Source organism: Pollutimonas bauzanensis, from assembly GCF_900129885.1.
GTDB lineage: Bacteria > Pseudomonadota > Gammaproteobacteria > Burkholderiales > Burkholderiaceae_B > Pollutimonas > Pollutimonas bauzanensis.
This window is the reverse complement of the sequence record NZ_FQXE01000008.1, coordinates 184,599-202,729: the sequence shown is the minus strand read 5'-3', so window position 1 is coordinate 202,729 and position 18,131 is coordinate 184,599. Positions and strand designations below refer to the sequence as shown.

Sequence of the window (18,131 nt, the reverse complement as noted above, 5' to 3'; positions counted from 1 at the left end):
GCGCAAGCTCTTCCGCCAGCCGCAACCATTACGCAAGAATGCCAAGCACCCGACCCGCCCCAGCAGAGCGACAAAACCTGCGATGCAGTCGTTGGCGCGGTGGTGGAAGGTAGCGGTCCGTCCGGGGCCGAGCAAGCCGGCCGCGAAGGGAGCGCGCAGGCGCGGACGAGCGAGGCGAGGCGGGGTCCGCCGCGCTGGGCGGCGGACCAGGCAACGCGGACCGCTACCTTCCACCACCGCGGCAGCGGCGTGTAAAAAACGCTTCCGCCACCGCGGCGTGTTAAAGCACACGCGACCGCATCGAACTCCACGCCTGCCGCGCCAGCGTGCATCTTATATCAGCGCTTACCCCTGTTCCTTCAAAATCTTCGCCGCGGCAATCGCGAAATACGTCAAGACGCCGTCGCCTCCCGCCCGCTTGAACGCCAGCAGCGACTCCATCATCACCTTGTCGTGATCCAGCCAGCCATTGGCCGCCGCCGCCTTGATCATCGCGTATTCGCCGCTGACCTGGTAAGCATACGTCGGCATCCCGAACGCATTCTTCACGTCCCGCAGGACATCCAGATAAGGCATCCCCGGCTTCACCATCACCATATCCGCGCCTTCGCGGATATCGGCCGCCACCTCGCGCAGCGCCTCATTGCGATTGGCCGGATCCATCTGATACGTGAACTTGTTCGACTTGCCCAGATTCGCCGCCGAGCCCACCGCGTCCCGGAACGGCCCGTAAAAGGCGCTGGCGTACTTCGCCGAATACGCCATGATGCGCGTATAGATATGCTGCTGCGCCTCCAGAGCCTCGCGGATCGCGCCGATGCGGCCGTCCATCATGTCGCTCGGCGCCACAATGTCTACGCCAGCCTGCGCCTGCGTCAATGCCTGCCGCTTCAGGATCTCCACCGTGGGCTCGTTAAGCACATAGCCGTTTTCATCCAGGACCCCGTCCTGCCCGTGGCTGGTGTAGGGATCCAGCGCCACGTCAGTCAGTACGCCCAATTCAGGGAAACGCGCCTTGAGCTGCGCCACCACGCGCGGGATCAGGCCGTCGGGGTTCGCCGCTTCAATGCCGTCGGGCGTTTTCAGGCCGGCGTCGATGACCGGAAACAGCGCAATCACAGGAATTTGCAGGGCCACGCATTCCTCGGCCACCTTCATCAGCGTGTCGGGCGAATAACGAACCACACCGGGCATGGATGGCACCGGTTCCTGCACCCCCTTGCCCTCCATGACGAATACCGGATAGATCAAGTCATGCGCCGTCAGGATATTTTCACGCACCAGGCGGCGCGAAAACTCGTCGCGGCGGTTGCGGCGCGGGCGGGCGGCGGGAAAATCGGCGGAAAGAATAAACGACGTCATGGGACAACCTTCGGAGAAATCCAGTTTTCGATTTGCGCGGTGGCCGTATCGAGGCCTATGCGCTTGGTGGCGGAGAACGGCATGGCGTTCAGGGCGCCGATATCGGCCAGTTCCTTCTTGACCGCCGCCACTGCCTTGATGCGCTGGCCATAAGGGAATTTATCCGCCTTGGTCAGCAGGGCAAGCACGGGAATGCGGGTAGGGGCGATCCAGTTGGCCAGGCGGCGATCCAGTTCGGTCACGCCGCGCCGGATGTCGATGAGCAGCACAATGCCGGCCAGCGAAGGGCGGTCGCGCAGATAGCCGCCCAGCACATCGGCCCATTCTTCGCGCGCTTCACGGGCCACCGAGGCGTAGCCGTAGCCCGGCAGATCGACCAGGAAGCCCAGGTGGGCGCCCGGTTCGACCGGATCGGGGATGCCGAACAGGTTGATCAGGCGCGTGCGGCCGGGCGTCTTGCTGGAAAAAGCCAGGCGGCGCTGGTTGGTCAGCACATTGATGGCCGAGGATTTGCCACAATTGGAGCGGCCCACAAAACAAACTTCGGCCGTTGTGGGAGGCGGCAATTGATCGAGGCGGGCCGCGGAAACGGTGAAAGAAGCGCGATGCAGAATGGACACGTAGGGTACCTAGAACAGTTTAATTTAAACGCTATTGTATAATCGCACGTTTGAAACAGTTGCGTCATTTTCCTTAGGGCATGCTTTAAGCGGAAGTGGCATTGTCATCGTGGTGTTTACGACACCCGGATCGAATAGCGATCGAGGTCTTCATGAAGCGTATGCTTTCCAGAATGGTAGTTGCCAGCGGCTTGCTGCTGGGGTCTTCCGCAGTTTCCATTGCTTATGCCGCCGATATAGCGGTTGCCAAGCCCGATGCCGCCAAAGGCGAACAGCTCTATGCCAACGGCGACGCCGCGCGAGGCATACTTGCCTGTGCGAGCTGCCACGGGGCGGCTGGCAATAGCACCATCCCGGTCAATCCCAATCTTGCGGCCCAGCCGCACGAATACCTGGCCAAGCAACTGCACGACTTCAAGTCCAAGGACGGCAAGGCTCCGGCAGCGCGCCGCGGCCCGGGCGGGGCCGATACAGTCATGACCACTTTCGCCGCGCCCCTGACGCCCGAGGATGTGCAGAATATCGCCTACTACCTGACGCAGCAGCCGCTGGACCCCAAAACCGCTGCGACGGCAAGCAGCGAAGCCACGATGGAGCGCGGCCAGCATATCTGGCGCGGCGGCCTGCCCGATCGCAAGGTGCCGGCCTGTGCAGGCTGCCACTCGCCTAACGGCGCGGGCGTCCCGGGAGCCTACCCTCGCCTGTCTGGCCAGCATCCGGCCTACATCGCCGAACAGCTCAAGCTTTTCCGCAGCGGCGATCGCGCCAACAGCCAGCCGATGCACGATATCGGCGACCGCATGTCCGATAGCGACATCGCCGCGGTAGCCGATTACGCGGCCGGGCTGCGTTAATTTGACATGGCCGCGCGGAACAAATTCCGCGCAGCCGGTCTAAAATAGGGGAGGCTATCTTTGGCGTCCCCTTTTTTTTGAAGTCTGCCTTGTGAAACCTTCCACTTCCACGCGTCGCACCGGCTCGGACGTCCTCGAGCTGCTGGGCTCGATGCGTTTTGCCGTCAGCCTGCTGATGTTCATCTGCGTGGCAAGCCTGATAGGCACGGTGCTGCAGCAGAATCAGGCGGCCAGCAACTATATCGACAAATTCGGGCCTTTCTGGTTCGCCATCTTCGATAAATTCTCCATCTGGCATATCTACAATAGCTGGTGGTTCTTGCTGATCATGGCATTTCTCGTGGTTTCCACCACGATATGCCTGGTGCGCAATTCGCCGAAAATGGTGCATGACGCGCGCTCGTTCCGGGAATATGTCCGTGGCAGCAGCCTGCGTTCCTTCCATCACCGCGTCGAAGCCACGGCCCAGGCCAGCCCCGCGGAAAGCCTGGCGCGCATTCAGCAGTGGCTGGGCTCGCAGGGCTACAAGTTCAAAGTGCGCCAGGACGGCGCAAGCATGCTGCTGGCCGCCAAGAAAGGCGGCGCCAACCGGCTGGGCTATATTTTCGCGCATGCCGCCATCGTGGTGATCTGCGTCGGCGGCCTGCTCGACAGCGAGCTGCCGGTGCGGCTGCAGGTATGGCTGGGCGGCAAAGTGCCCATTACCGAGAACATGCTCATCTCCCAGGTGCCCGATTCCGGCCGGCTTTCGGCGCGCAACCCCAGTTTCCGCGCCAACATGATGGTGCCCGAGGGCGCCCAGAGCAGCAGCGGCGTCGTCAGCGTCGACAACGGCGTGCTGGTCCAGCCCTTGCCCTTTTCCCTGAAGCTCAACAAATTCCTGGTGGACTACTATTCCACGGGCATGCCCAGCAGCTTCAAAAGCGAGGTCGAAGTCACCGACCCGCAAACCGGCAAATCGTTCAGCCAGACCATCGAAGTCAACGAGCCTTTGCGCTACAAAGGCGTGACGGTATATCAGTCCAGCTTCGATGACGGCGGCAGCAAGCTGCAACTGGTGGGCTATCCGCTGGTCGGGGCGCGCAACCAGCCCTTCGATATCAATGGCGCCGTCGGCAAGGCCACGGAAATCACCGTCAATAACGGCGTCCAGCAGGCTCCCCTGGCGATCGATTTTTCCGGCCTGCGCGTCATCAACGTGGAAAACCTGGCCGGCGATGTCGCCCCCCAGCCTAAAGCCGTCATGGAACACGTGGCCTCGGTAACCGGCAGCGCCGCCGGCGCCAAGAACGAAAACCTGAGGAACGTCGGCCCCAGCGTGCAGTACCGCATCGTCGGCAGCGACGGGCAGGCGCACGAATACACGAACTACATGCTGCCCATGATGCTGGACGGCAGCCTGGTGTTCCTGGCCGGCGTGCGGGACACGGCGTCGCAGCCTTACCGATACATCAGGATACCCGCCGATGCCGACAGTTCGGTGGCCGAATTCATGGACCTGCGCGCGGCGCTCGCCAATCCGGCCCTGGTCCACGAGGCGGCCGCGCGGTTCGCGGCAAAAAACGCCAATAGCGGGATGCAGCAGCCGCTGCTGCAAAAGGCCGCCGCGGGCGCCCTGGAAACCTTTTCCAGGGCCGGCTTCAATGGCATCATTGAAAAAGTGCCCGAACAAGACCGCGAAAAGGTGCTGGGCTTCGCGGTTCCCATGATCCAGCTGTCGCTGATGGAGTTGCGCGACCTGATGCGCGGGCAGGCCGGCAAGCCGGCGCTCGATCACGACGGCGCTCCCGGCCAGGACGCCGAAAAATGGATGCAAATGGCGCTGCTGGCCCTGGCCAATCTGCCGGACTACCCCGCGCCCATATTCATGACGCTCAAAGGCTACGAGCAGCTCGAGGCCAGCGTGTTCCAGGTGGCGCGCAGCCCCGGCAAGAATACCGTCTATCTGGGCTGTCTGCTATTGGTCATAGGCGTGTTTTCCATGTTCTATATCCGCGACCGCCGTATCTGGGTATGGATCAAGCCGCAAGGCCGGGGCAGCGAGCTGCTGGCGGCAATGACATCACAGCGGCGCACTCTGGATTTCAATCACGAGTTCGACCGCTTTAAAGAGGCCTTCAAACGCCTCTCTACGTAACGAGGTTTTCTATGTCCGAGTCCACCATCAAGTCGAATATGCCGATTTGGCAAGAGTCCATGACCGCCAGCGGCGATTCGCGCGGCAGCCGGGGCAGGCCCGATTGGACCGATATCGGGTTTTTCCTGCTGTTGGCGGCGGGCGCCGCCTATGTCCTGACCGCCTACAGCTCCAGCATGGACTACTACGAAAAGCTGATACTTTGCGGCGCGGTGGCCGGATTCAGCTGGATGGCCTGGCTGTGGCGCCCCTTGCGCGCGATCATGATCGCCAGCGGCCTGACCGCCTTGTTCGCCATCTGGCTATACAGCGATGGCGGCGGCCTGGGCCAGGGCGACCTCAGCCGCGCTGAAAGCGTCTTTTTCCTGAAGTACCTGTTTTCTTCCCAATCGGCCATTCTATGGATGTGCTCGCTCTTCGTGCTGGCCATGATTTGCTACTGGATAGGCATCTTCAGCGCGACGGCCGCATGGGTCGGCACGGTCCTCACCTGGGGCGCGGTGTATGCCGGCGTGACCGGGCTGCTGGTGCGTTGGCGCGAAGGCCATCTGCTGGGTCCCGACATCGGGCATGTGCCCGTCAGCAACCTTTATGAAGTCTTCGTGCTGTTCGCCCTGATCACGGCCCTGTTCTATTTGTACTACGAGCGCCGCTACGCGACGCGGGCCCTGGGCGGTTTCGTGCTGCTGGTGATCAGCTCGGCGGTGGTTTTCCTGCTCTGGTATTCGTTCACCCGGGACGCCTTCCAGATCCAGCCTTTGGTGCCGGCCTTGAAAAGCTGGTGGATGAAGCTGCACGTGCCGGCCAATTTCATAGGCTATGGCACGTTTTCGCTGGCCGCCATGGTGGGCTTCGCCTATTTGATCAAGGAACACGGCCAGACCCGCTCCTGGGGCAAGCTGGTGCCGGTATTCGTGCTCGGAGCGATCCTCTGTGCCGAACCCATGGTGTTCAGTTCCGGCGGGCTGTCGGCCACATGGATGCTGTACTTCGGCATCGGGGCGCTTATTGTCGGCGGCATCCTGGCCTTGCGCGGCCCTATTTCCAGCAAGCTGCCTTCCCTGGAGATACTCGATGACATCATGTACCGGGCGATTTCGGTCGGTTTCGCGTTTTTTACCGTCGCCACCATCCTGGGCGCCTTGTGGGCGGCGGACGCCTGGGGCACATATTGGCAATGGGATCCCAAGGAAACCTGGGCATTGATAGTATGGCTCAACTATGCGGCCTGGCTGCATATGCGCCTGATGAAGGGCCTGCGCGGCTCGATGGCCGCCTATTGGGCCCTGGGCGGCTTGCTCATCACCAGCTTCGCTTTCCTGGGCGTGAATATGTTCCTCTCCGGCCTGCATTCATACGGCGAACTATAGCCATTGCGGAAATCCGGGCTTCGGCCCGTCTCTTCCACCTGTCTGATGCGGCACGGCCGGCTTTCGGTCCGGACATGCCGCCATTTTTTTATTTGTAAGAAAATAATAGTGGCATATAAATGTAATTACTATAAAATCGGTATCCAGACATTACTGTGATTGCCCACTGGCAGCAGTCAGCCTCCAGCCATCTGACGTTCCATGCATTACGGCGGCAGCGTATCCAAATAATTATGCCCATCATAAAAGAAGGCTCGGGAATAGAGGCTCGGGCGAATCTCCTGGCCAACAAGGCGCTTACCGCTCAACTCAGGGTGTTGCAAGCGTTCCTGCCTCTCGAGGGCTGGCTGGTCGGCCGCTGGGGCGCCGCATCTTGTTCCCCGGTCGCGGCCAATGGGCTGTTCGAGGCCCTGCCGCCACGCGACCTCAGCCCCTTGTTCGACGGCGACTGGGCGCGCGACCCGCTCAATGACGGTTTCTACTATCGGCGCGTCAATGAATGCGAGCAGGAGATGCTGTCTTTGGAACCGGAGACCGGCCGCAACCGGATGTATCTGGTCAAGGCCGACCTCCACGCGCCCGACACCACAGGCGGCGGCTGCGCCATAGGCGTGGCTTTCGAATGGCCATTCAGCCTGTTCCGGCGCGCCAATGAAGTCCGCTCATGCCTGACCTCGCTGGCGCTGACCCTGGCCCTGCACGCCGAGCTCAACGTGGCTGAACGGCTGATGATGGAGCTGCAGCGCGATGCCTTCCTCGATCCCCTTACCGGCACGCTCAACCGCGCCGGATGGATCAACCGGCTGGCGCATATCGATGCCATGTCGGGCGACGACGGCAACGATGCGGCCATCGTGATGCTCGACCTCGATTTCCTGAAGACGGTCAACGATACTCAGGGCCACTCGGCGGGCGACGACCTTATCCGCCTGACCGCGCAAACCATTTCCGCGGTATTGCGCAGCAATGATTCGGTGGGGCGCCTGGGCGGCGACGAATTCGGCGTGGTCGCGCAAGATGCGACTCCCGCCGGCGCCGCCGCTTTGGTGGGCCGCCTGAAGTACGCTCTGGACGCGGTCGACATCAAGATCTCCATGGGCATGGCGCTGAAATCCGAAGCCGGAAGCTTGAAGAAAACCATGCAGCTGGCCGATGAGCGCATGTACGAAGAAAAACGCACCAAGCCCATGCCGCGCAGAATGCCCCTGGTGAGCCAGGCGGCCGGGCTGATCAGCGGGTTCAGCGCCGGTTAGCCGCCACCCTGGCCGCACCACAGGCCCAGCCCCGAATCAAAACCAGTTTGCCGGCGTTTGCCGCCGCGGCTGATGGCTATCGTGCTCATCGCGGCTTTCCGTCGCGATGTCGCGGATGAACTGCAGAACTTCCTCGTCGTCGATCAGATCCGCCAGCGTATTGGCGTTCAGTATTTCGGCCGGCGATTTGGCCCTGGATACGACGAAGCCCTGTACGTAATCCACCCCCATCTCCTGCAAGGCGCGCAGCGTGGCGCAGTCTTCGGCCCATTCCGCGATGCTCTTCATGCCCAGGTTGCGCGCCAGCTCGACGATGGTGCGGATGATGGCCGTATTGGTTTCGTTGGCCATCATGTCTTTGATCAGGGCGCCATCGATCTTGATGGCGTCGGCGGGCAGTTCCTTGAGATAGGAGAATGAGGTATAGCCCGCGCCGAAATCGTCCAGGGCGATGAACGCGCCCATTTTTTGCAGGCGCTTCATGAACGCCCGGGTCCGGTTCAGGTCCTGCAAGGCCACGCCTTCGGTGATTTCGACGCACAGCCGGTTGGCCAGGTGTTCGTAGCGCGCCAGTATGGTGAAGAAAGCGTCTATGAATTTGTCGTCATTGAGCGAGACGCCGCTGAGGTTGACGCTGACCAGCTCGGTCCGGGCGAGGCGGTGCTCATGCTTGGCCAGCCATTCCAGGGTGGCCGAGAACACCCATTTGTCGATGATGGTAATGGTGCCGCTTTCTTCGGCGGCCGCGATGATCTTGCCTGTCGGGACCAGGTCCCCCGTGGAATTGCGCACGCGCAGCAGGATTTCGAAATCCAGCGTCTGCAGCGGGTTCTTCAGCGACATGATGGGCTGCATTTCCAGGTAGAGCCCGCGCGGCGAATCGCCGCCTTCCAGCTCGTCGAAAAGCCTGAGCTCTTCGGTGTGTTCCCGCAGCTCGTGCGAATCTTGTTCGTATACGACGATGTCCTGGTGCTGCTTGCGGGCGTCCCGGCAGGCGCGGCTGGCCGCGGAAATCATGTCCTTGGGGTCCATGTCGCTGGTGACTTCGATGACCCCCATGGCGCTGTTTATCTGGAAGGCCCGTCCGCCCACATACAAAGCCGTCGAGTTCAGCTGCTCGATGACTTTGGTGGCGGCTTCCCGGGCCTCGCTTATGGTGGAATTGGGAAACAGGATGACGAATTCGTCGCCGCCGATGCGGCCTACGTGCTGCTGCTCGGTCAGGGCGGATTTGATGCGCTGGCATACCTGCTGCAGCACCTCATCGCCCGACATGTGGCCGAACAGGCTGTTGATGCGCTTGTAGTGGTCCAGGTTGACATAGGCCAGGGCGCAGGGCTCCCCTTCGGTCAGGCACTGCAGGGACGCATCCAGGGCCTTTTCGATGCCGCGCCGGTTCAGCACATCGGTCAGCGGATCGTTGTCGGCCATGCGGCGCAATTGATTGATCGTTTCCGTGCGCGCGGTGATGTCCTGCAGCGAGCCTTCTATATGGCTGTCGGCCAGGGCGACCCTGACCACGAAATGCTGCGGCAGCCCGGGGCGCATGGCGCTGGCCAGGGCCTGGATTTCGACTTCCTCGGCGTTCTTGGTTTTCTCGGCGAGCGCAGCCCAGTCCTGCGGTTCGAAGTAGTCGGTCCAGCGCACCACCGCCTTGCTGCCGAGCGAAAAACCCAGCATCTGTTCCAGCACCGGGTTGGCGCGCTCGAAGACCCCTTCGGCATTGAGCGTGAACATGCCTATGGGAGTCACGGCGTAGTTGCTGACGAGTTCGGTCTGCGCCCGCACCCGCTCCTTGCGGTCTTCGCGCATGCGTTCGGCGACGGCCAGGGCGACCATGATGTTGGACAGCAGCAGGGCAATCACGCTATTGAAGGTATCGATGAATTCGGTGCGCCCGAAAATCACCAGCAGAATGCCCGAAAGGATGAGGCATAGCGACATGCTGAGCGTTGCGATATGCCACAGCCAGATGCGCGATCGCGCCCGGTAGACGGAACGCGAAAGCAGCAATATGGCCACCAGCACGCCGAACCCGCAAGTCAGCCACATCAGCGGCTGGAATGACGGATAAGGCAGCAGGAAGGCCCCGGCCAGCAGGACCAGGCCGGCCCACTCGGCGGCGCGCGTCAGGCGCGGAAAATAGCTGTGGCGGTTGCTGCGGAAAAGCTGGGTAAGCAGCGTGTAGGTGAGCAGATAGTAGGCCGCCACCGTCACCTGGCGGATGAATGGCATCCATTCCAGGGGGATGTCCTGGCCCAGCCATTGGCTGTCCCAGCCCAGGGCGAACGCGCCCAGGCGCAGGTTGCCCACCAGCCATGTGGCCAGCAGCAGGTATATCCATTCGCGGTTGGTGATGGCGATGACAAGAATGAACAGCGCAATGGTCAGCAGCCCGCCTTCGAGTATGCCTATGCCGCGCTCGAAGCGGTTGGCGGCGTTGCGCAGGTCGGTCATGCTCCAGAGCTCGGCCGACAGCATGCCGGTTTCGACAAAGGTCGCGTAGCACAGGATGGATGCAGGGCCCGGCGCATTGCCCAGCACGATTGCGAACCCCATCCTGTTGGAGCGCAGCGAGCCGGTGGTTTGGCTGCGGTCGGCGCTGCCCAGCGAGCCCAGGGTGCCGGCATTCCAGCAGTGCAGGGTCTGCGTAAGGCGCGAGGGGATGTCCAGGGCCGCGTTCTCGATGTGGGGCGCGGCAGGCAGGTCGATCAAGAACCAGCTGGGCGACGAGGCCCGGGCCGACAGCGACGAGGCCTGGGTCCTGAGGGCGGCGATCGCCATGGGCAGGCTGTACTTGTCCTGGCCCTCGGGCAGCAGGCGGATCGACACGCGCTGGCCTTCGGCGGCCGGGTAATGGCTGTTCAGGGCATATACCGCCAGCGCGGAGAAAACCACTATGGCGGCGGGAACGATATACAGCGAAAAACAATAAACCAGCCGCCCGGCGGCTGTGGATAGCTTCTTGAAGAGGGTAGGGCGAAGCGCGTTTGAAGCCGTCATGTTCTATTTCTACAGGCCTGTTCCCCGTGAGCTACGATCAGCATAACAAGTTGAGCATGATACTGAACTTTCACGGTAATCCGGTGGTCTCGTGATAAAAAAGCACATCTCGACAAGGAGATCTACCGTTGGCTTTGGGTAGAAACGGTTGGTCTTATGGTTTACGGTTGTACTGCGTTTTTCTTTAGCGAAGGGCCAAGCCCCCATTGCTCAGTCCAATATTTTTTCGGTGGCGAACAGGCTTTCCACGGTTTCTCGCGGGCGGACCACGTATGCCTGTGAACCATCGACCATGATCTCCGCGGCGCGGGGACGTGTGTTGTACTGGCTAGCCATGGTGTATGCATAGGCGCCCGCCGACATGATGGCCAGCAGGTCCCCCTGCCGTATATCAAGCTTGCGGTCGCGCGCCAGCCAGTCGCCGCTTTCGCAAATGGGCCCGACAATATCGTAAACCAGGGCCGTGTCGCCATTGTGGCGCGGCGCAACGGTTTCCACACTATGCCAAGCGTCGTACAACGTTGGACGTATGAGATCGTTCATGGCCGCATCGACAATGGCGAAATTCTTGGCGTCGCCGTGCTTGAGGTATTCGACCGTGGTCAGCAGCACGCCGGAGTTGCCCACCAGCGAGCGGCCGGGCTCCAGGACCAGCTGCAGGTGCGCAAGGCCGTGCGCATCCAGCGCCTGGAAGACTTTGTCCAGCAGCACGCTGGGCGCGAGCAGTGTTTCGTCGGTGTAGCGTATGCCTATGCCGCCGCCCAGGTCCAGATGCTTGAGGTCGATGCCCAGCCTGGCCAGCGCCTTGACAAGAACGATCAGCTTTTCCAGGGCGTCCAGATAAGGGCTGACCTCGGTGATCTGCGATCCGATATGGCAATCCACGCCTACGATCTCCAGGCTGGGCAAGGCGGCGGCGCGCTGGTATACCGCCACGGCGCTGTCGATGGCGATGCCGAACTTGTTCTCTTTCAGGCCGGTGGAAATATAGGGATGAGTCTGGGCGTCCACGTCGGGATTCACGCGCAGCGAAACCGGCGCGACCATGCCCAGCTGTTCGGCTACTTCGGCCAGGCGCAGGAGTTCGGGTTCCGATTCCACATTGAAGCATTTGACGCCCGCTTCCAGGGCGGCGCGCATTTCCCAGACCTGCTTGCCTACCCCGGAAAAGACCACGCGCGACGCATCGCCGCCCACCGCCAGCACGCGCGCCAGTTCACCGCCGGAGACGATGTCGAAGCCCGCGCCCAGCTTCTTGAATTCGTTCAGGACTGCCAGGTTGGAGTTGGCCTTCATGCCGAAGCAGACCAGCACATTGCGCCCCTGCGATGCGACGCGGTAGGCATCCCAGGCGTCATGCAGCGCCTGGCGCGAATACACATAGAGCGGCGTGCCGAACTGCCTGGCCAGGTCTGCCAGTGGAACATCTTCGGCGTGCAAGACGCCATTGCGGAATTGAAAGTGAGGGGCAACAGTCATGTCTGATGGCGCTGTGGTCGGGTATGGTTGATGGGCGGGGCGGCTTGCCTACTTGGTCTGCACGGGGCTGGGCGTGGCCGCTTCGCCGGCGCTGCCCGGCGCTTGCTGGGCGGGCGGGCCGGAGGGGGTCGGCGGGTTGGTCAGCGATGCGTCGGGAGGCGGCGGAGGGGGCATGTACAAGGGCCCTTTGTAGCCGCAGGCGAGCAGCGTTGAAAGCAGCGCGAAGCTGGCTACAATGCGACAGACGGTATGGGCAGGTGTCGTGATGCGGGGCGCTTGCATGATAAAACTCCAAATGCGGACAAGTTGGGATTATGAACGAAACAGAATTTCTTGCGCGTAGCCAGTCCATACTGGACAGCCTGGAGAGCCAGTCGGATGACTGGGTTTCCCTGTATGACCTTGATATTGAAGCCAGCCGCAGCGGCAACGTGCTGACGCTGATCTTTAACGATGCGATCCATGTCGTCATCAACAGCCAGGCCCCTTTGCAGGAGATGTGGGTGGCAGCTCCCAGCGGGGGGTTCCATTATCGTTTTGATGGCCGACACTGGAATGATACGCGAGGCGGCCCCGAATTATCGGAGGCCTTGTCGCAAATCTTTTCAGAGGCGACAGGCCAGCCGATCCGGGTCATGGTCTAGAAGGGCACGTTGGGCGGCTGTTCCCTGCGCTGCTCAGTGCTGCCTGTCAGTTCATTCAGCAAATTGCCGATGCCGTCCATGCCGCCGCCGGTCAGGGTGTCGGACGGGGAAGGCAAGCCTACCCTGGCTACGGCCTGGCCCGGGGGAAATTCTGAAAAATAATAATCGCCGTCGACCTTGGCGAGCCCTGCGGGCATGGGGCCCGGCGGGATCTCGGGCTTGCCCTTGAGCGCATAGCGCATGTATTCCAGCCAGATGGGCAGCGATGCGCCGCCGCCGGTTTCGCTGGAGCCCAGCGAACGGGGCTGGTCGTAGCCCATCCAGACGACGCCCACCAGATTGGGAGTGAAGCCGGCGAACCACGCATCGTGGGATTCGTTGGTCGTGCCGGTTTTGCCGCCTATGTCGTCGCGTTTGAGTTCGCGGTGAACCCGGGCGCCCGTGCCTGACGTGGCCACGCCGCGCAACATATCGGTCATGACATATACCGTGCGGGGATCTACCGCGCGGGCGGCCGCATCGCCCGCCACGGTCGGCTTGGCCTGCATGATGACCTTGCCGCTGCTGTCGGTGACGTGGTCGATGATATAGGGCGGTACGCGGTAGCCGCCGTTGGCGAACACCGAATAGGCGCCCGCCAGCTGCAGTGGGGTTACGCTGCCGGCGCCCAGCGCCAGCGGCAGCACGGCGGGCTGGCGCTCGCGATCGAAGCCGAAGCGGGTCAGGTAGTCCTGCACATACTTGGGCCCTACCGCCTGCATGATGCGTATGGAGACCATGTTCTTGGACTTGTACAGGCCCTGGCGCATGGTCAGCATGGGTTCGTAGGTGCGCCCGTAGTTCTTGGGCGCCCAGGCCTTGGAGCCGGTTTGCGCCGCGGTCAGGGTGAAGGGTTCGTCGGAAATCTGGGTGGCGGGGGTCAGGCCGCGTTCCAGCGCCGACGCGTAAATAAAGGGCTTGAAGGAGGAGCCCGGCTGGCGCCAGGCCTGGGTCACCCGGTTGAACTTGCCTTCTTCAAAGTCGAAGCCGCCGACCATGGACTGTATGGCGCCGTCCTGCGGGCGCAGGGCTACGAAGGCGGCCTGCACCGCCGGCATATTGATGACTTCCCAGTAGTCGCCGTTCTTGTGCAGGTACACCACCGAACCGCGCTCGATGCGGACGTTGTCTTTGGCGTTTTTCACCAGGCCGCGGGCCACCACGCGCAATGCGCGCTTGTCGGTGACTTCGATGATTTCCTTGGATGTGCGCGCCACCGTTATCTTGGCGGGGCTGGCGTCGAGCACGACGCCGGTCAGGACGTCGCCGTTGTCCGAGTATTTGTCCTGCAGTTCGTCGAGTATCGCATCGAGCCTGGCTGGATCGTTTTCAACGCCCGCGGGCAGGTCCAGCGTGGTTTCCGGGCCGGGGTAGACCGAACGGCGGGTGTAGTCGAGGATGCCGTCGCGCACCGCCTTGTAGGCCTGTTCCTGGTCCTCGGAATTGACCGTGGTGTAGACGTTGAAGCCGCGCGAATAGATATTGTCCTGATAAACGCCATATAAGAGCTGGCGCGCCAGCTCGGCAACGTATTCGCCGTGAATGGCGTAGCCGCCGGCGGGGGTGCCGGCCGCCGATTTGATGACGATTTCCTCGTGCGTGGCGCGCTGGTATTCGTCTTCCGTCAGGTAGCCGAGGTTTTTCATGCGGCCCAGCACATAGCCCTGGCGGGACTTGGCGCGGTCGAAGTTGGCGATCGGGTTGAAGCGCGAAGGGGCCTTGGGTATGCCGGCCAGCATGGCGGCTTCGGCGGGCGTGATTTCGCCCAGCGGCTTGCCGAAGTAAGTGCGCGAGGCGGCGGCAAAGCCATAGGCCCGATGGCCCAGGTAGATCTGGTTCATGTAGAGATCGAGGATCTGGTCTTTGGTGAGCGTGGCCTCGATCTTGAAGGTGAGCAGCAATTCGTAGAATTTGCGGGTATAGGTTTTTTCCGACGACAGATAGAAATTGCGCGCCACCTGCATGGTAATCGTGCTGGCGCCCTGGGTTTTCGACATATGCGTGAGGTTGGCCAGGCTGGCGCGCGCCACGCCGGTCCAGTCTATGCCGCCGTGCTGATAGAAGCGATCGTCTTCGGCTGATAAAATCGCCGATTTCATCACGTCCGGAATTTCGTTGAAGCGCAGCACGTTGCGCCGTTCTTCACCAAATTCGCCAATAAGAACCTTGTCGGCCGTATAGATGCGCAGCGGTACCCTGGGACGATAATCGATCATCGCGCCGAGATCGGGTAAATTGGGCCAGGCCAGCGCCAGCGCAAGCGCACCGAGCAACACGCCGCATAGCCCGAGCCCAGCAATGAAAATGGCTGTTTTCAGGAAAAAGCGGCCAACCCAGGAATGGGACGCGCCGGCATTGTTTTTTGGGGAATTGGTAGAAGAACTCATTACGGGCGATTTTAAGTCTAACCGCGGTCAGACTATGATTTACGCATCAGGTTTATGTAACCGAAGAATGCAGTGTAGCGGCGTGTGGTCGGATTGCAAGTGGGATAATACACAAATGAATGATTCTTTACCTATGGACTGCTCGGGGCCTGAGCTTAACGATGCAGGGGGGCCGGAAGACCCTGCCGTGACGCCATTGCCCTATGACCAACCTTTATTCCTGGTGGGAATGATGGGGGCGGGAAAAACTACGATAGGCCGCAGCCTGGCGCGCATTCTGAACCGCGAGTTTGTCGATCTGGACCACGAACTGGAAGCGCGCTGCGGAGTCAGGGTGTCGTTAATTTTCGACATTGAGGGCGAAGAGGGTTTCCGAAAACGTGAGACTACTTTACTCGATGAATGTTCCCGTCGACGCGGTATTGTACTGGCCACGGGCGGCGGGGCCATACTCGCGCCCGAAAACCGCCGTTATTTGAAGGAGCGCGGGGTTGTAGTGTACCTGCGCGCCAGCGCCGACGAACTGTTTCGCCGGGTGGCGCGCGACCGCAACCGCCCGCTGCTGCAAACCGCGGACCCGAAATCGCGCATCCACGCTTTGCTTGCAGAGCGGGAACCGCTGTACAAGGAAGTCGCCAGCCTGACATTCGACACCGGTTCCATGGCGGTCGCGCAGGTGGTGCGCTGCCTGATTCCCTTGCTTCAACGACACGAGGTCAACTCATGAGTACGGTGCAGGTCGACACGCCCGGCGGTTCCTATCCCATCCACATAGCCGCAGGCCGGCTGGACTCGCTGGCGCAGAGCATCCCCGCCGATGCCACGGCGATTGCGCTGGTCACCAATCCTACGGTTTACGGCCACTACGGCGAGCGCGCCACAAAAGCCCTGGCGCAGACCGGCAAGCGCGTGCTGCGGATTGAATTGCCCGATGGCGAAGCCCACAAGGACTGGCCGACGCTGAACCTGGTCTTCGACGCTTTGTTACAAAATCGTCTCGACCGGAAGGCGGTAATCGTCGCCCTGGGCGGCGGGGTGGTCGGCGACATGGGCGGTTTCGCGGCCGCCTGCTACATGCGTGGCATCCGGTTCGTGCAGGTTCCCACGACGCTGCTGGCGCAGGTCGACTCATCGGTGGGCGGCAAGACGGGCATCAATCATCCGCTGGGCAAGAACATGATAGGCGCGTTCTACCAGCCGATTTCCGTGGAAATCGATACCGATGTGCTGGCCACGCTGCCGGCGCGCGAGATCGCCGCCGGGCTGGCCGAGGTGATCAAGTACGGCCTGATCATCGACGCGGAATTCTTCGCCTGGTGCGAGCAGCATGTCGAGGCCTTGCGGGCGCTGGATCCGCAGGCCATCACTTATGCGATCCAGCGTTCCTGCGAACTGAAAGCCTATGTGGTATCGCAGGACGAGCGCGAGTCGGGTTTGCGCGCCATTCTCAATTTCGGCCATACCTTCGGGCATGCGATCGAGGCGGGCCTGGGCTATGGGCAGTGGCTGCACGGCGAAGCCGTGGGCTGCGGCATGGTGCAGGCGGCCGAGCTGTCGGCGCTGACCCTGGGTTTGCCGCCGGCCAGCGTGGCGCGTGTCAGGGCCCTGACCGCGGCGATAGGCTGCCCCATCCAGCCGCCCGACCTGGGCACGCCGCGCTGGATCGAGCTGATGCAGGTTGACAAGAAAACCGAGGGCGGTCAGCTGCGTTTCGTGCTTCTGCCTGAAATCGGCCAGGCGCGCTTCGAGGCCGCCCCGCTCGAAGCGCTGCGGCGCGTGCTGGACCAAGCTGCCGTGGCGCAGGTCTAGGTGGCGGCCATGACGATGCTCGCTCCGTACGCCTGCCACCCGGAACACACGCGCGGCCGCCGCCATGCCGAGGCCCCGCCGACGGGCCGCAGCCAGTTCCAGCGCGACCGGGACCGTATCATCCATTGCAACGCTTTTCGCCTGCTTGAATACAAGACGCAGGTATTCATCAACCACGAGGGCGATCTTTTCCGCACGCGGCTGACGCACAGCATCGAAGTGGCGCAGATTGCCCGCACGCTGGCGCGCAACCTGGGCCTGCACGAGGACCTGACGGAAGCGATTTCGCTGGCGCACGACCTGGGGCACACGCCTTTCGGGCATGCCGGGCAGGACGAATTGAATGCCTGCATGCGCGAGCTGGCCCCGGAGGCGGGAGGGTTCGAGCACAATTTGCAAAGCTTGCGGGTGGTCGACGAGCTGGAAGAGCGCTATGCCGCATTCAATGGCTTGAACCTGTGTTTTGAAACCCGCGAAGGCATACTCAAGCATTGTTCGGTCCGGCATGCGCGTTTGCTGGGCGATGTGGGCGAGCGTTTCCTGGCGCGCACGCAGCCCTCGCTGGAGGCGCAGATCGCCAACCTGGCCGATGAAATTGCCTACAACAATCACGACATCGATGACGGGCTGAGATCGGGCCTGATTTCGATCGAGCAGTTGCTGGCGCTGGAAATTTTCGCCACGCACCATGCGCGGGTCAAGAGCAGGTGTCCCGATATCGAGAAGCGCCGCCTGGTGGCGGAGATCATCCGGGCGATGATCAATACCTTGGTTGTCGATTTGACGGAAACGACTATGGCGAATATCGATGCGCATCGGCCGGACAGTGCGGATGCGGTGCGCGGCGGCCCCGCCCTGGCGGCTTTTTCGGTGTCGATGCGGCGCCAGGCGGATGCGCTGAAAAGTTTCCTGATGGAAAATTTATACCGGCATTATCGGGTGATGCGGATGACGACGAAAGCGCGCACTATCGTGCGCGAGCTGTTCGTGGCTTTCATGAACGAGCCGCGCTTGTTGACGAGCGAGTACCGGCGCGAAGAGCCGCTGGAGCAGGCGCGGGCGATCGCGGATTATATTGCGGGGATGACGGATCGCTATGCGATTCGGGAGCATAGGCAGTTGTTCTCGATGGATGCGGGGTAGATGCCGTTGGCAATTAACCGACCTAAAGTGC

General features: G+C 61.8%; 14 protein-coding genes. 8 read left to right on the top strand and 6 right to left on the bottom strand.

The window, feature by feature from the left end:
• Positions 1-345: 345 nt before the first annotated feature.
• Entirely contained in the window at positions 346-1,362 is a 1,017-nt protein-coding gene (gene hemB / locus BUB23_RS15915; RefSeq protein ID WP_073104486.1) for a porphobilinogen synthase, read from the bottom strand.
• Complete coding sequence (yihA, locus tag BUB23_RS15910) at positions 1,359-1,982, bottom strand: ribosome biogenesis GTP-binding protein YihA/YsxC (protein ID WP_073104484.1); 624 nt, start codon at positions 1,980-1,982, stop codon at positions 1,359-1,361. Before yihA ends, hemB begins: the two co-directional genes overlap by 4 nt.
• Positions 1,983-2,134: 152 nt before the next feature.
• Here yihA and BUB23_RS15905 point away from each other — a divergent pair, with 152 nt between their 5' ends.
• The 4 genes from BUB23_RS15905 to BUB23_RS15890 all read left to right on the top strand — a co-directional run bounded on the left by BUB23_RS15905 (position 2,135) and on the right by BUB23_RS15890 (position 7,596).
• Entirely contained in the window at positions 2,135-2,836 is a 702-nt protein-coding gene (locus BUB23_RS15905) for a c-type cytochrome (protein WP_178372322.1), read from the top strand.
• A gap of 151 nt (positions 2,837-2,987) precedes the next feature.
• Positions 2,988-4,973 (top strand): cytochrome c biogenesis protein ResB, encoded by a 1,986-nt coding sequence (locus BUB23_RS15900; protein ID WP_084136068.1) that lies wholly within the window; start codon positions 2,988-2,990, stop codon positions 4,971-4,973.
• Positions 4,974-4,984: 11 nt separating this feature from the next.
• Entirely contained in the window at positions 4,985-6,343 is a 1,359-nt protein-coding gene (gene ccsB / locus BUB23_RS15895; protein ID WP_073104479.1) for a c-type cytochrome biogenesis protein CcsB, read from the top strand.
• 233 nt (positions 6,344-6,576) lie between these two features.
• A complete protein-coding gene (locus BUB23_RS15890; RefSeq protein WP_073104477.1) occupies positions 6,577-7,596 on the top strand; it encodes a GGDEF domain-containing protein in 1,020 nt (339 codons plus the stop codon).
• A gap of 36 nt (positions 7,597-7,632) precedes the next feature.
• On the opposite strand, the gene BUB23_RS15885 is transcribed toward BUB23_RS15890, so the two are convergent.
• The 3 genes from BUB23_RS15885 to lptM form a co-directional block, all read right to left on the bottom strand.
• Positions 7,633-10,599 carry a putative bifunctional diguanylate cyclase/phosphodiesterase gene (locus tag BUB23_RS15885; protein ID WP_084136062.1) on the bottom strand — a complete coding sequence of 989 codons (2,967 nt, stop codon included), beginning with the start codon at positions 10,597-10,599 and terminating at the stop codon, positions 7,633-7,635.
• 210 nt (positions 10,600-10,809) lie between these two features.
• Positions 10,810-12,078, bottom strand: coding sequence for a diaminopimelate decarboxylase (lysA, locus tag BUB23_RS15880; RefSeq protein WP_073104475.1), 1,269 nt, complete (start codon positions 12,076-12,078; stop codon positions 10,810-10,812).
• A 48-nt stretch (positions 12,079-12,126) separates the two neighbouring features.
• Positions 12,127-12,360: an LPS translocon maturation chaperone LptM gene (gene lptM, locus BUB23_RS15875; protein ID WP_073104473.1), complete on the bottom strand. Its 234-nt coding sequence runs from the start codon at positions 12,358-12,360 to the stop codon at positions 12,127-12,129.
• A gap of 32 nt (positions 12,361-12,392) precedes the next feature.
• Here lptM and cyaY point away from each other — a divergent pair, with 32 nt between their 5' ends.
• Positions 12,393-12,722 carry an iron donor protein CyaY gene (cyaY, locus tag BUB23_RS15870; protein WP_073104471.1) on the top strand — a complete coding sequence of 110 codons (330 nt, stop codon included), beginning with the start codon at positions 12,393-12,395 and terminating at the stop codon, positions 12,720-12,722.
• Here cyaY and BUB23_RS15865 read toward each other — a convergent pair.
• Positions 12,719-15,148: a penicillin-binding protein 1A gene (locus BUB23_RS15865; RefSeq protein WP_073104469.1), complete on the bottom strand. Its 2,430-nt coding sequence runs from the start codon at positions 15,146-15,148 to the stop codon at positions 12,719-12,721. The two genes, cyaY and BUB23_RS15865, sit on opposite strands and share 4 nt — an antisense overlap.
• Positions 15,149-15,263: 115 nt before the next feature.
• Here BUB23_RS15865 and BUB23_RS15860 point away from each other — a divergent pair, with 115 nt between their 5' ends.
• Genes BUB23_RS15860 through BUB23_RS15850 form a run of 3 tightly spaced genes read left to right on the top strand, consistent with a single transcriptional unit; the run spans position 15,264 to position 18,100 of the window.
• Positions 15,264-15,875: a shikimate kinase gene (locus BUB23_RS15860; RefSeq protein WP_073104467.1), complete on the top strand. Its 612-nt coding sequence runs from the start codon at positions 15,264-15,266 to the stop codon at positions 15,873-15,875.
• Entirely contained in the window at positions 15,872-16,957 is a 1,086-nt protein-coding gene (gene aroB / locus BUB23_RS15855; protein WP_073104465.1) for a 3-dehydroquinate synthase, read from the top strand. The genes BUB23_RS15860 and aroB overlap by 4 nt, the downstream gene beginning before the upstream one ends.
• 9 nt (positions 16,958-16,966) lie before the next feature.
• Entirely contained in the window at positions 16,967-18,100 is a 1,134-nt protein-coding gene (locus BUB23_RS15850) for a deoxyguanosinetriphosphate triphosphohydrolase (RefSeq protein ID WP_073104571.1), read from the top strand.
• Positions 18,101-18,131 lie beyond the last annotated feature (31 nt).

Excerpts from the sequence above, each read along its gene's own strand:
- BUB23_RS15865 (WP_073104469.1), bottom strand. The coding sequence starts at position 15,148 with ATGAGTTCTTCTACCAATTCCCCAAAAAACAATGCCGGCGCGTCCCAT.
- lptM (WP_073104473.1), bottom strand. The coding sequence starts at position 12,360 with ATGCAAGCGCCCCGCATCACGACACCTGCCCATACCGTCTGTCGCATT.
- BUB23_RS15900 (WP_084136068.1), top strand. The coding sequence starts at position 2,988 with ATGCGTTTTGCCGTCAGCCTGCTGATGTTCATCTGCGTGGCAAGCCTG.
- lysA (WP_073104475.1), bottom strand. The coding sequence starts at position 12,078 with ATGACTGTTGCCCCTCACTTTCAATTCCGCAATGGCGTCTTGCACGCC.
- BUB23_RS15890 (WP_073104477.1), top strand. The coding sequence starts at position 6,577 with ATGCCCATCATAAAAGAAGGCTCGGGAATAGAGGCTCGGGCGAATCTC.
- ccsB (WP_073104479.1), top strand. The coding sequence starts at position 4,985 with ATGTCCGAGTCCACCATCAAGTCGAATATGCCGATTTGGCAAGAGTCC.
- hemB (WP_073104486.1), bottom strand. The coding sequence starts at position 1,362 with ATGACGTCGTTTATTCTTTCCGCCGATTTTCCCGCCGCCCGCCCGCGC.
- BUB23_RS15905 (WP_178372322.1), top strand. The coding sequence starts at position 2,135 with ATGAAGCGTATGCTTTCCAGAATGGTAGTTGCCAGCGGCTTGCTGCTG.
- BUB23_RS15850 (WP_073104571.1), top strand. The coding sequence starts at position 16,967 with ATGACGATGCTCGCTCCGTACGCCTGCCACCCGGAACACACGCGCGGC.
- aroB (WP_073104465.1), top strand. The coding sequence starts at position 15,872 with ATGAGTACGGTGCAGGTCGACACGCCCGGCGGTTCCTATCCCATCCAC.
- cyaY (WP_073104471.1), top strand. The coding sequence starts at position 12,393 with ATGAACGAAACAGAATTTCTTGCGCGTAGCCAGTCCATACTGGACAGC.
- BUB23_RS15885 (WP_084136062.1), bottom strand. The coding sequence starts at position 10,599 with ATGACGGCTTCAAACGCGCTTCGCCCTACCCTCTTCAAGAAGCTATCC.
- BUB23_RS15860 (WP_073104467.1), top strand. The coding sequence starts at position 15,264 with ATGAATGATTCTTTACCTATGGACTGCTCGGGGCCTGAGCTTAACGAT.